Annotated in this window: 13 protein-coding genes; 11 read left to right on the forward strand and 2 right to left on the reverse strand. The window is 66.8% G+C overall.

The genetic code is table 11. The features are described from left to right. Positions 1 to 179: 179 nt before the first annotated feature. The 11 genes from FZ938_RS13675 to FZ938_RS13725 all read left to right on the forward strand — a co-directional run bounded on the left by FZ938_RS13675 (position 180) and on the right by FZ938_RS13725 (position 9,763). Positions 180 to 1,241, forward strand: a complete 1,062-nt coding sequence (locus tag FZ938_RS13675) for a hypothetical protein (protein ID WP_149199050.1) — start codon at positions 180 to 182, stop codon at positions 1,239 to 1,241. Then, positions 1,238 to 1,663, forward strand: coding sequence for a phage holin family protein (locus FZ938_RS13680; protein WP_149199051.1), 426 nt, complete (start codon positions 1,238 to 1,240; stop codon positions 1,661 to 1,663). Before FZ938_RS13675 ends, FZ938_RS13680 begins: the two co-directional genes overlap by 4 nt. A gap of 11 nt (positions 1,664 to 1,674) precedes the next feature. Continuing rightward, positions 1,675 to 2,682 carry a hypothetical protein gene (locus tag FZ938_RS13685; protein WP_149199052.1) on the forward strand — a complete coding sequence of 336 codons (1,008 nt, stop codon included), beginning with the start codon at positions 1,675 to 1,677 and terminating at the stop codon, positions 2,680 to 2,682. A gap of 308 nt (positions 2,683 to 2,990) precedes the next feature. Continuing rightward, entirely contained in the window at positions 2,991 to 3,461 is a 471-nt protein-coding gene (locus FZ938_RS13690) for an SUF system Fe-S cluster assembly regulator (protein WP_085085645.1), read from the forward strand. 45 nt (positions 3,462 to 3,506) lie between these two features. Next, entirely contained in the window at positions 3,507 to 4,991 is a 1,485-nt protein-coding gene (sufB, locus tag FZ938_RS13695) for a Fe-S cluster assembly protein SufB (protein ID WP_149199053.1), read from the forward strand. Positions 4,992 to 5,078: 87 nt separating this feature from the next. Continuing rightward, positions 5,079 to 5,831 carry a Fe-S cluster assembly ATPase SufC gene (sufC, locus tag FZ938_RS13700; RefSeq protein WP_149199054.1) on the forward strand — a complete coding sequence of 251 codons (753 nt, stop codon included), beginning with the start codon at positions 5,079 to 5,081 and terminating at the stop codon, positions 5,829 to 5,831. After that, the gene (gene sufD, locus FZ938_RS13705) at positions 5,831 to 7,201 is read left to right on the forward strand and encodes a Fe-S cluster assembly protein SufD (RefSeq protein WP_246457211.1); all 1,371 of its coding nucleotides are present in this window, start codon (positions 5,831 to 5,833) and stop codon (positions 7,199 to 7,201) included. The genes sufC and sufD overlap by 1 nt, the downstream gene beginning before the upstream one ends. A 2-nt stretch (positions 7,202 to 7,203) precedes the next feature. Then, positions 7,204 to 8,466, forward strand: coding sequence for a cysteine desulfurase (locus FZ938_RS13710; protein WP_149199055.1), 1,263 nt, complete (start codon positions 7,204 to 7,206; stop codon positions 8,464 to 8,466). Then, positions 8,463 to 8,930, forward strand: a complete 468-nt coding sequence (gene sufU / locus FZ938_RS13715; RefSeq protein ID WP_149199056.1) for a Fe-S cluster assembly sulfur transfer protein SufU — start codon at positions 8,463 to 8,465, stop codon at positions 8,928 to 8,930. The genes FZ938_RS13710 and sufU overlap by 4 nt, the downstream gene beginning before the upstream one ends. A gap of 16 nt (positions 8,931 to 8,946) precedes the next feature. After that, a complete protein-coding gene (locus tag FZ938_RS13720) occupies positions 8,947 to 9,396 on the forward strand; it encodes an iron-sulfur cluster assembly protein (RefSeq protein WP_149199057.1) in 450 nt (149 codons plus the stop codon). A gap of 22 nt (positions 9,397 to 9,418) precedes the next feature. Then, positions 9,419 to 9,763 carry a HesB/IscA family protein gene (locus FZ938_RS13725; protein WP_109865217.1) on the forward strand — a complete coding sequence of 115 codons (345 nt, stop codon included), beginning with the start codon at positions 9,419 to 9,421 and terminating at the stop codon, positions 9,761 to 9,763. A 166-nt stretch (positions 9,764 to 9,929) separates the two neighbouring features. Here the strand turns inward: FZ938_RS13725 and FZ938_RS13730 are convergent, their stop codons facing one another. After that, the gene (locus FZ938_RS13730) at positions 9,930 to 10,820 is read right to left on the reverse strand and encodes a pirin family protein (protein WP_149199058.1); all 891 of its coding nucleotides are present in this window, start codon (positions 10,818 to 10,820) and stop codon (positions 9,930 to 9,932) included. 35 nt (positions 10,821 to 10,855) lie between these two features. Beyond that, complete coding sequence (hmuQ, locus tag FZ938_RS13735; protein ID WP_149199059.1) at positions 10,856 to 11,182, reverse strand: heme-degrading protein HmuQ; 327 nt, start codon at positions 11,180 to 11,182, stop codon at positions 10,856 to 10,858. Positions 11,183 to 11,366 lie beyond the last annotated feature (184 nt).

An 11,366-nucleotide genomic window follows, 5' to 3' on the forward strand; every position in this document is an offset into this window, starting at 1 on the left:
GACTTGTTCGCGGCAAAGTTTAGCACAATCGGAGAAACTGTCCATTTCGCGCAGCGGCTGCGTGGAACCCCGAAGGCTTGGCTGGTGTTTCCCTCCCGACACCCGATTCCGCAACGGGCGGTTTGATGCCGCAGGCGCGGAGCCGCGGAATACCGGAATCCCCGAGGAGGAAAGACAAGATGCCGAACCGCGACATGACCGGCACCGGCGGACCGAACCCGACCGGCTCCACCACCGGAAGTTCCACCACCGGAAGTTCGCAGACTGGAAATCTCGCCGCCGGCAGCTCCACCCTCGGCAACAGCACGTCGGGCGGGCGCAGCGGCGTCGAGGATATCAAGAAGACCGTCAGCCGCGCCGCCGACGACGCGATGGCCACCGGGAAGGAGACGCTGGGCAATGCCCAGGGCCGTATCCGCTCCCTGCTGGAACAGCAGACCGGCCGCGCCGCCGACCAGCTGGGCGGAGTCGCCAACGCCCTCCACAAGGCTGCCGAGCAGCTGAACGAGGAGAATGGCGGCGTGGTCGCCGATTACGCCGAGCAGGCGGCCAGCCGCGTCGAGCGGGTCGCCGACATGCTGCGCGACGCGAATGTCGACGACATCGTCGGCGAGGTCGAGGGCTTTGCCCGCCGTCAGCCCGAAGTGTTCATCGGCGCCGCCTTCGCCGTCGGCTTCCTCGCCGCGCGCTTCATCAAAAGCTCCGGCGAGCGGCGGATGCACCGCACTTCGACCTCCAGGCAAGGCAATGCGCACCCGTCGCAGTCCGTGCGCACCGCGCGTGGTTCCGCCTACGACACCGGCCGCGACATGAATCGTGACGTCGGCCGCAGCTCCGGCCCCAGCCGCGGCATGGCCGGCGGCATCGGCGAGTCCGTCAGCCGCAGCATGCCGTCCCACCCCGCCGACACGCCGACGACCGGGTCCTCCGCCGTCAACACCGGCAACCTGGCCGGCCGCATGGAGTCGGAGCGCGCTTCGGAGCGCCTGGGTGAACCGAAGCAGGCCGCCGGCCGCATCGGCATGCCGCTGTCCACCGCCCCGGCCTCCGTCACCGGCCGCGGCACCGGGGCATCGCCCGATACGGCGCTCGGCACCAGCACCGTCGGCACCCCCGGCAGCACCCCGGGCGGCACGACCGGCGGCGCCGGCAGCGTCATGAACTCCGGCACCACCGGCGTCGGCGGGACTCAGGGCGGGACCACCTCCTCCACCTCCAAGCCGCAGGGACAGCGTCCATGAGCGCCGCCGAGAACCGCTATGACGAGCCGCGGGATCCGCGGCAGGACCGGCCGCTCGCCGGCCTGTTCGCCGACCTCGCCCGCGAATCCGCCAACCTTGCCCGATCCGAGATCGCGTTGGCGAAGGCCGAGCTGACCGACAAGGCCAGCGAGGCCGCCGGCGGCGTGGCCTTCATCGCCGTCGGCGGACTGATCGCCTTCGCCGGCGTTCTGGTCCTGCTTGCCGCCGCGGTTCTCGGCCTGTCCAACGTCCTGGCCCCGTGGCTGTCCGCGCTGATCGTCGGTGTGGTGGTTCTGCTGGTCGGCGGCATTCTGGCCTATGTCGGCAAGAACCGGCTGAGCCCCGCCAACCTCCGCCCCCGCCGGACGATCAACACGCTGGACGAGGACAAGCGCTGGGCCAAGTCCCAGCTTGCCCGCTGAGGGGCCGGCCGATGACGGACGACGTTCATAAATCAGCAGCGGGTCCGCAGGATCTCGACGCCCTGGAGGGCGACATCCGCGCCAGCCGCGCGCGCATCGGCGGCACCGTCGAGGCGCTGCGCGACCGCAGTTCCCGTCTGCGCGACAGACTGACGCGGTGGTCTCCCCAATCCCTGATGGAGAATTCCATGAAGCACACCTATTCGCCGTCGCAACAGTCGGACCGCTATGAGAGCGGCCAGACCGTCCATTCCCGGCAATCGCACTCGTCGGGATCGATGCTCGACAGCATGACCAGCAATCCGATCCCGCTGGCCCTGGTCGGCATCGGACTGGGCTGGCTCGCCCTGTCGAGCACGGGCTACGACCGTCGCATCGCCCGGTCCAGCACCGTCCGCAACGCCCGCCACCGCATGGGCGACGCCGTGGACTACGCCCGCGAGTCGCTGAGCGACGCCACCGACAGCGTCCGCCACGCCGCCAGTTCCGCCTATGACAGCGCGTCGGGCGCGGTCAGCTCCGCCTACGACAGTGCGTCGGGAACCGTCAGCGGTATGATGGGCGGGTCGGACGGCGACCATGCGTCGGGCCGGGGCGACAACCGGGGCGATCTCCACGGCCAGCGGCAGTCTCAGTCCTATGCCAGCCGCGGCATGTCGCGCCTGTCCTCCATGGCGCCGTCGACCGACCATCTGCGCCACCGCGCGCATGACATGTCGACCGGCTTCTGGGAACTCGTGGAGGACCATCCCATCGTCGCGGGCGCCATGGGCGTGGCGCTGGGTGCGGCCATCGGCGCCGCCCTGCCGGGCACCCGCTACGAGAAGCAGTGGGTCGGCGAGTATGCCGACGAGGCGACCGAGCGCGCCAAGGCCATCGCCATGGACGCGCTGGACCGCGGCACCCGCGCCGCCCAGGCCGCTGCCGAGACGGTGGTCGAGTCGGCTAAGGAGGATGTCCGCGACGTCGTGTCGGAGGCCACCAACGCCGCCCGCGAAGAAGTGAAGAAGCCGGGCTGACCTCCAGCCCGAGCTTTGCCGGACCAACCCCGCGCCGCCACCGGCGCGGGGTTTTCCGTATTCGGGGCGCACCCATCCGCGACAAACCGTCGCACCGCGGCGGGAATGTCGCGGCTTCGCTGTAGCGTGGTGACAGGAGCGGCGCTATAACCGAGCAGCGTTGACGGGTATTGCCGGCGCATCAGCCATGCAAACCCGCCAAACCGGCAGAAACCCTGCACTTTAATCGACAAACGCCCCTTGCCCCCCGAAGCAATCAGGACTAAATTGGTCCTGTATTCGAAACCGGGGTGAAACGGGGTGCGGGCATGATCCGGCTGAGCAAGCTGACCGACTATGCCATCGTCGTGTTGAGCGAGATGGCGCGCCAGGTCGGCACGGTCCATACCGTCGCCCATCTTGCCGACCGCACCGGCGTGCCCGCTCCCACCGTCGCCAAGCTGATGAAGGCGATGACCCCGGCGGGGCTCACCACCTCGCAACGCGGCGCCGCCGGCGGTTATGCGCTGAGCCGGGCGGCCGATGCAATCTCCATCGCGGAAATCATCACGGCGCTCGACGGTCCCATCGCGCTGACCGCCTGCGTCGACGGTGCCGACAGCCAGTGCGGGGTGGAGCAACTTTGCCCCATGCGCGGCGGTTGGGAAAAGGTGAACCGCGCCATTCGCGGCGCGCTGGAGGAGGTGACGCTGGCCGACATGATGGCCCCGATCACCTTTCCGGCCCCGGCAGCCGCAACGACTTCCACAGCCGCCCAGCCGGCCCGCCCTGCGCACTGAACGGCGCGCACCGAACAGCATTCTTGAGAAGGACGAGGCAAAGCCATGGCCGCCCAACCGGAAACCGTCGAGCAGGTCCGCGCCGTCACGGAGCAGAAGTACAAGTACGGCTTCACGACCGACATCGAATCCGACGTCGCGCCGAAGGGCCTGAACGAGGATATCGTCCGCTTCATCTCCGCCAAGAAGGAGGAGCCGGAGTGGCTGCTGGACTGGCGCCTGAAGGCTTTCCGCGTCTGGCAGACGATGGAGGAGCCGCAATGGGCCGCCGTCAGCTTCCCGCCCATCGACTATCAGGATGCGCACTACTACGCCGCGCCGAAGAAGAAGGCCGGGCCGAAGTCGCTGGACGAGGTCGATCCCGAACTGCTTAAGACCTACGAGAAGCTGGGCATCCCGCTGCGTGAGCAGGAGATCTTGGCCGGCGTCGAGGGGTCGGAAGGCAAGAGCCCGGCGATCGCCGTCGATGCCGTGTTCGACAGCGTGTCGGTCGCCACCACCTTCAAGGCGAAGCTGGAGGAGATGGGCATCATCTTCTGCGCGATCTCCGAGGCGGTGCAGAAGCATCCGGATCTCGTGAAGAAGTATCTCGGCTCAGTGGTGCCCTACACCGACAACTATTACGCCACGCTGAACTGCGCGGTCTTCACCGACGGCAGCTTCGTCTACATCCCCAAGGGCGTGCGCTGCCCGATGGAGCTGTCGACCTATTTCCGCATCAACCAGGCCAACACCGGCCAGTTCGAGCGCACGCTGATCATCGCCGACGAAGGTTCTTACGTCAGCTATCTGGAAGGCTGCACCGCGCCCCAGCGCGACGAGAACCAGCTGCACGCCGCGGTGGTAGAACTGGTGGCGATGGACGACGCGACGATCAAGTATTCGACCGTCCAGAACTGGTACCCCGGCAATGCCGAGGGTGTCGGCGGCATCTACAACTTCGTCACCAAGCGTGGCGCCTGCCGCGGCAGGAACTCCAAGATCTCCTGGACGCAGGTGGAAACCGGCTCCGCGATCACCTGGAAGTATCCGAGCTGCATCCTGCAGGGCGACAATTCGGTGGGCGAGTTCTATTCGGTCGCCATCACCAACAACTTCCAGCAGGCCGACACCGGCACCAAGATGATCCACATCGGCAAGAACACCCGGTCGACCATCGTGTCGAAGGGCATCTCGGCCGGCAAAGCACAGCAGACCTACCGCGGCTTGGTGAAGATCCTGCCCAGGGCGGAGGGTGCGCGCAACCACACCCAGTGCGACAGCCTGCTGATCGGCGACAAGTGCGGCGCCCACACGGTCCCCTACATCGAGAGCCGCAACCGCTCCGCCCGCATCGAGCACGAGGCGACGACGGCGAAGATCAGCGAGGACCAACTCTTCTACTGCCGCCAGCGCGGCATCTCGGAAGAGGACGCGGTGTCCCTGATCGTCAACGGCTTCTGCAAGGAGGTCCTGAAGGAACTCCCCATGGAATTCGCCGTGGAGGCGCAGAAGCTGGTGGGCATCAGCCTGGAAGGCAGCGTGGGCTAAGAGCCCCCGCCCACCAGAGGAAAACCGACAGAACGTGAAGACCGGACGGCGTGCCGGCGGCCTGAAGAAGACAACGAGGCGAAGACGATGATCGAAATCAAGAACCTGCACGCCACCGTGGACGGCAAGGAAATCCTCAAGGGCGTCGACCTGACCATCCGCCCGGGCGAGGTCCATGCCATCATGGGGCCGAACGGCGCCGGCAAGAGCACGATGTCCTACGTCCTGGCCGGCCGCGACGGCTACGAGGTCACGGAAGGCTCGGTCACCTATTACGGCAAGGACCTGCTGGCGATGGAGCCGGAAGAGCGGGCGGCCGAGGGCGTCTTCCTGGCCTTCCAGTATCCGGTGGAAATCCCCGGCGTCGGCAACACCACCTTCCTGAAGACCGCGATCAACGCCATCCGCAAGCATCGCGGCGAGAAGGAGCTGGACGCCATGCAGTTCCTGAAGCTGATCCGCGCCAAGACCAAGGCGCTCGGCATGTCGGACGAGATGCTGAAGCGCGCGGTCAATGTCGGCTTCTCCGGCGGTGAGAAGAAGCGCAACGAGACGCTGCAGATGGCGGTGCTGGAACCGAAATTTGCCATCCTCGACGAAACCGACAGCGGCCTCGACATCGACGCGCTGAAGATCGTGGCCGAGGGCGTAAATGCCCTGCGCTCGCCGGACCGTTCGATGCTGGTCATCACCCACTACCAGCGCCTGCTCGACTACATCATTCCCGACTATGTCCATGTGCTGGCCGCCGGCCGCATCGTGAAGTCGGGCGGCAAGGAACTGGCGCTGGAGCTGGAAAAGAACGGCTACCGCGACTTCGGCGCGAGCGAGGCGGCGTGATGACGGCGCAACATCCCTCCCCCCTTCATCCCATGACCTATTCGACGCGGGGCGCCGATCCGGCGACGGCGCCGGCCTTCCTGACGCCGCTCGACCACATGGGCTCCGGCCTGCCCGGCAGCGGGCTGTCCTGGCTGAACGAACTGCGCGCCGCCGGGCGTGAGCGCTTCGCCGCCGTCGGCCTGCCGACGATCAAGAACGAGAGTTGGCGCTACACCAACCTGCGCGATCTCGCCAAGCTGACCTTCCAGCCGGCGGCTCCCGCCGCCGCCGCGATCGACCTGCTGCCGACCGTCCGGGCCGAGGGGCAGGACGGCCCGCGCATGGTCTTCGTCGACGGCCGCTTCCGTGCCGACCTGTCGTCGGTCGACGGGCTGCCGCCGCGTGTCGATCTGCTGAGCCTCGACGCCGCGCTGAGCACCCATGCCGGCCTGCTGGCCGACCATCTCGGCCGCCTCGCCGCGGCCGACGACCGTCCGCTGGTGGCGCTGAACAGCGCCTATCTCGCCGATGGTGCGGTCCTGCATGTGCCGGCCAACGTCCAGGTCGAACGGCCGATCGAACTGGTCTTCGTCTCGGTCGGGTCGGAATCGCAGGCGACCACCTGCCATCCGCGCATGCTGCTGATCGCGGAGGCCGGGTCGAAGGCGGTGGTAGTCGAACACCATGTCGGCCGCGGCACCGGCACCACGCTGTCCAACCACGTCACCGAGGTGTTCGTCGGCGAGGGCGCCACGCTGCACCATTACAAGTCGCAGCGCGAAGGCGCCGGCGCCATCCACCTGTCGCACATCGCGGCGACGGTGGCGACCGGCGGCTGCTATGACAACTTCATCCTGACGACCGGTGCCAAGCTGTCGCGCAACGAGGTGGTCAGCCGCCTCGACGGCACGGAGGCGCGGACCCATGTCAGCGGCGGCTATCTGGTCCGCGGCACCCAGCATGCCGACACCACCACGCTGATCGTCCACGCCAAGCCCAACGGCACCAGCCGTGAGGTCTACAAGGGCGTCATCGACGACACCGCCCGCGCGGTGTTCCAGGGCAAGATCACCGTCTGCCCCGACGCGCAGAAGACCGACGGCTATCAGCTGAACCGCGCCCTGCTGCTGTCCGACGGAGCCGAGATCGACAGCAAGCCGGAACTGGAAATCCATGCCGACGACGTGAAGTGCAGCCACGGCTGCACCGCGGGCGAGTTGGACGACGACGCGCTGTTCTACCTGCGCGCCCGCGGCATCGACCGCGACACCGCCCAGGGCCTGCTGATCGGCGCATTCCTGTCGGAATCGCTGGAGGAAATCGCCGAGGAGTCGATCCGCGACGCCTTCCAGGGGATCGTGGCCGGCTGGCTGGAGGAGCAGAAGTAACCATGTCCGATGCCATCCTGAACCAAGCCTACGACGTGCAGCGGGTGCGAGAGGATTTCCCGATCCTCGCCCGCAGCGTCCACGCCAGGAAGGGAAAGCCCGGCAAGCCGCTGGTCTATCTGGACAGCGGGGCGTCCGCCCAGAAGCCGCGTCAGGTCATCCAGGCCATGACCCGCTTCCTGGAGGAGGACTATTCCAACATCCATCGCGGCGTTCATTTCCTGTCGCAGACCGCCACCGATCAGTTCGAGGCGGTGCGGACCAAGGTCGCGCGCTTTCTGAACGCGCCCAGCGACCGCTGCATCGTCTTCACCCGCAGCTCGACCGAGGCGATCAACCTCGTGGCCGCCAGCTATGGCCGCACCTTCCTGAACGAAGGCGACGAGGTCATCCTGTCGATCATGGAGCATCACGCGAACATCGTTCCGTGGCAGCTGCTCCAGGCCGAGAAGAATATCGTCATCAAGGTCGTGCCCTGCGACGAGGACGGCGTCCTCGACATGGACGCCTACAAGGATCTGTTGTCCGACCGCACGAAGCTGGTGGCGATCACCCACTGCTCCAACGTGCTGGGCACCGTCACCCCAGCCAAGGCCATCGCCAGGCTGGCGCATGAGCGCGGCGTGCCCGTCCTGTTCGACGGCAGCCAGGCGGTGGTGCACGGTACGGTCGACGTGCAGGACATCGACGCCGACTTCTACGTCTTCACCTCGCATAAGCTCTACGGCCCGACCGGTCTCGGCGTGCTGTACGGCAAGTACGACCTGTTGAAGAAGATGCCCCCCTACCAGGGCGGCGGCGACATGATCGAGAGCGTCAGCTTCGAGGGCACCACCTTCAAGGCGCCACCGTCGCGCTTCGAAGCCGGCACCCCGCCGATCACGGAGGTGATCGGGCTGGGTGCGGCCATCGACTATGTCGAGGCGCTGGGCCGCGACGCCATCGCCGCGCACGAGCACGATTTGCTGCAATACGCGACGCAGCAGCTGTCGCAGATCGACGGCCTGCGCATCGTCGGCACCGCGCCCGGCAAGGGGCCGATCATCTCCTTCGCGCTGGAGGGCGTGCACCCGCACGACGTCGGCACCATCGTCGACCAGTATGGCGTCGCCGTGCGCGTCGGCCGCCATTGCGCCGAGCCGCTGGCCGAGCGGTTCGACGTCGGACCGACCGTCCGCGCCTCTTTCGGCCTGTACAACACGCGGGAGGAAGCCGACGCCCTCGTCCAGTCCCTCCAGGCGGTCAAGGAGTTCTTCGGAGCATGATGGACGATCTGCGCGAGCTGTATCAGGAAGTGATCCTGGACCACGGCAAGAATCCCCGCAACTTCCGCCATCCCGACGACGCCAATCGCGAGGCGAAGGGCGAGAACCCGATGTGCGGCGACCGCTTCATGGTCTATCTGACCCTGAAGGACGGGGTGGTCGACGACGTGGCCTTCCAGGGCCGCGGATGCGCCATCTCCACCGCCAGCGCCTCGATGATGACGGAGCTGGTGCGCGGCAAGAGCGCGGCCGAGGCGGAAAAGCTGTTCCACGCTTTCCACGAGCTGTGCACCCAGGACGAGCCCGACATCCCCGAGGGTGTCGACGACGAGACCATGGAAAAGCTGATGGTGATGTCCGGCGTGCGCCAGTTCCCGGTGCGGGTGAAGTGCGCGACGCTGGCCTGGCACGCGATGAACGCGGCACTCCACGGCGAGGCTGCGGCCTCCAGCGACCAGTTTTGAGGGAAGGGGGATCGAAATGCCCGATGAAACCCTGACGCAGCGCCCGATCGCTCCGAACCCGGCCGAAGCCGAGGCGCAGTTGAAGGCCGACGCGGCGACCGAGGCTTCCGAGTCCAAGGACTTCGCGCCGATGCCCAAGCCGCCCGAGGGTTACGACCCGCGGGAGGAGATCATGGATCGCGTCGTGGCGGCCATCAAGACCTGCTACGACCCCGAAATCCCGGTCGATATCTGGGAACTCGGCCTGATCTACCGTGTGGACATGGATGGTCAGCGCAATGTCGAGATTGATATGACGCTGACCAGCCCCATGTGTCCGGTGGCCGGCGAACTGCCGGAGCAGGTGCGCCAAGCCGTGCTGGGCGTCGAGGACGTCAACGAGGTCAAGATCGAACTGGTGTGGGAGCCCCCCTGGCACCAGGGCATGATGTCCGAAGAAGCCCGCCTGCAACTGGATATGTTCTGAGCCGTTTTAGGAGACCGTCACCATGGCCCGTTCCCTGCCCAAGGCGCTCACGATCACCGACGCCGCCGCGGAGCGCGTCAAGGCGCTGATGTCGAAGGCCACCGACGACATGGTCGGCCTGCGCATCGGCGTGAAGGCGCGCGGCTGCTCCGGCCTCAGCTACGACGTTCAGTATGCCAAGGAGAAGATGAAGTTCGACGAGGTGGTGGAGGACAAGGGCGTCACCATCCTGATCGACCCGGCCGCCGTCATGTTCCTGATCGGCAGCGAGATGGACTATGTCGACGACAAGTTCCAGACCGGCTTCGTCTTCAAGAACCCCAACGAAAAGGGCCGCTGCGGCTGCGGCGAGAGCTTCCACGTTTGAACGGCGGTGATGCGCTCTCCCCCCTCTTTTAGTCCCCTCTCCCCCGGGGAGAGGGTTAGGGTGAGGGGGGTGCGTGGCGGGACCTTTGTGGAAGGCACGCGGTGCATCCCCCTCACCCCGACCCTCTCCCCGGGGGGAGAGGGAGAATCGAGTGGGAAAATCCACCTCACGACATCGGATTGGCCGGCTTCGGCATCTCAGGCAGCGGGATGAACTCGCCATTGTCCAGGTCCGGCAGCTTCATCCGCCCGGCCCGCCAGTCGGCCTTGGCCTGTTCGATGCGCTCCTTCGATGAGGACACGAAGTTCCAGTCGATGAAGCGCTGCCCCAGCGGCTCGCCGCCGATCGCCATGACGATGGATTGCGTGGCGGCGGTCAGCTGCGCCGGCTGGCCGGGGGCGAAGACGATCATCCGCCCGGCCTCGACCCGCTGGCCCTCTGCCTCCACGCTTCCCGCCACCACATAGACCGCGCGCTCCCACCCGTCTTCCGGCAAGGACACGCGGGCGCCGGGCGCGAGATCCCAGTGGATGTAGAACAGCGGCGAATGGGTCTTCACCCCCGCCTTGGAGCCGAACGCCTCACCCGCCACCAGCCGGCCGCGCACGCCGCCCTCCTCGAAGAACGGCAGGTCGCCGGTGCCGTAATGGCTGAAGGCCGGATCGCTCTCCTCATCCGCTTCGGGCAGGGCGACCCAGGCCTGGATTCCATGCATCCGCCCGCCTTCCAGACGAGCGCGCTCGAACCGTTCGGAATGGGTGATGCCGCGCCCGGCGGTCATCCAGTTCACCTCCCCCGGCCGGATCGCCTGTTCTGAGCCCACGCTGTCGCGGTGCATGATCTCGCCTTCGAACAAATAGGTGACGGTCGACAGCCCGATGTGCGGGTGGGGACGCACGTCGACGTCGCGCGGCAGCCCAGCCTCGAATTCGACCGGCCCCATATGGTCGAAGAAGACGAAGGGGCCGACCATCCGCCGCTGAACGAAGGGCAGAATCCGTCCCACCTCGAATCCGCCGAGGCTCTTTCGGCGCTGCTCGATCACCATCTCCAGCATGGGGGCTCCTCCCGTCTGTTCAAATGTTTTGGGGGTCAGGCGTTCGGATCACGCGGCACGGTCTGGATCACCTCGAACCCTTCGAACTCCGGCGGCCCGACATAAAGCGGCTTGCGGGCGCCGGCATTGCCATGGGCGTTGCGGAAGGCCTCAGACCGCGTCCAGTCCTGGAAGGCGGCTTCCGAGTCCCAAACGGTGTGGGAGGAATAGAGCCGGTACTCCTCGCGGTCCGGTCCGCGCAGCATGTGGAATTCGACGAAGCCCGGCACCTTGTGCAGATGGACCTCGCGGTTCAGCCAGACCTCCTCGAACTCCTGCTCGGCCCCGTGGCGGACCTTGAAACGGTTCATCGCGATGAACATGCGGTTTCCTTCCCGATTGGTCGACTGGCCCGACCCGGTCGAGGATAAGGGTCGAAGGCCCGACCGGCAATCGACCCGACGCCGCTCCCCCATATGCCCGTTCAAAACCAGGGCCGGGATAGTGGGCGACTGCCGAGCAAGCGACGATTATCGTTGTTTTCCATATACTTGCGGCGCGTTTTCT

Origin of the sequence: Azospirillum oryzae, from assembly GCF_008364795.1 — a bacterium.
Taxonomy (GTDB): domain Bacteria; phylum Pseudomonadota; class Alphaproteobacteria; order Azospirillales; family Azospirillaceae; genus Azospirillum; species Azospirillum oryzae.

What these genes read in the sequence shown, in the direction of transcription:
- FZ938_RS13720 (WP_149199057.1), top strand. Translation starts at nt 8,947, where the DNA reads ATGCCCGATGAAACCCTGACGCAGCGCCCGATCGCTCCGAACCCGGCC.
- FZ938_RS13690 (WP_085085645.1), top strand. Translation starts at nt 2,991, where the DNA reads ATGATCCGGCTGAGCAAGCTGACCGACTATGCCATCGTCGTGTTGAGC.
- FZ938_RS13685 (WP_149199052.1), top strand. Translation starts at nt 1,675, where the DNA reads ATGACGGACGACGTTCATAAATCAGCAGCGGGTCCGCAGGATCTCGAC.
- FZ938_RS13680 (WP_149199051.1), top strand. Translation starts at nt 1,238, where the DNA reads ATGAGCGCCGCCGAGAACCGCTATGACGAGCCGCGGGATCCGCGGCAG.
- sufC (WP_149199054.1), top strand. Translation starts at nt 5,079, where the DNA reads ATGATCGAAATCAAGAACCTGCACGCCACCGTGGACGGCAAGGAAATC.
- sufB (WP_149199053.1), top strand. Translation starts at nt 3,507, where the DNA reads ATGGCCGCCCAACCGGAAACCGTCGAGCAGGTCCGCGCCGTCACGGAG.
- sufD (WP_246457211.1), top strand. Translation starts at nt 5,831, where the DNA reads ATGACGGCGCAACATCCCTCCCCCCTTCATCCCATGACCTATTCGACG.
- FZ938_RS13730 (WP_149199058.1), bottom strand. Translation starts at nt 10,820, where the DNA reads ATGCTGGAGATGGTGATCGAGCAGCGCCGAAAGAGCCTCGGCGGATTC.
- FZ938_RS13710 (WP_149199055.1), top strand. Translation starts at nt 7,204, where the DNA reads ATGTCCGATGCCATCCTGAACCAAGCCTACGACGTGCAGCGGGTGCGA.
- sufU (WP_149199056.1), top strand. Translation starts at nt 8,463, where the DNA reads ATGATGGACGATCTGCGCGAGCTGTATCAGGAAGTGATCCTGGACCAC.
- FZ938_RS13675 (WP_149199050.1), top strand. Translation starts at nt 180, where the DNA reads ATGCCGAACCGCGACATGACCGGCACCGGCGGACCGAACCCGACCGGC.
- hmuQ (WP_149199059.1), bottom strand. Translation starts at nt 11,182, where the DNA reads ATGTTCATCGCGATGAACCGTTTCAAGGTCCGCCACGGGGCCGAGCAG.
- FZ938_RS13725 (WP_109865217.1), top strand. Translation starts at nt 9,419, where the DNA reads ATGGCCCGTTCCCTGCCCAAGGCGCTCACGATCACCGACGCCGCCGCG.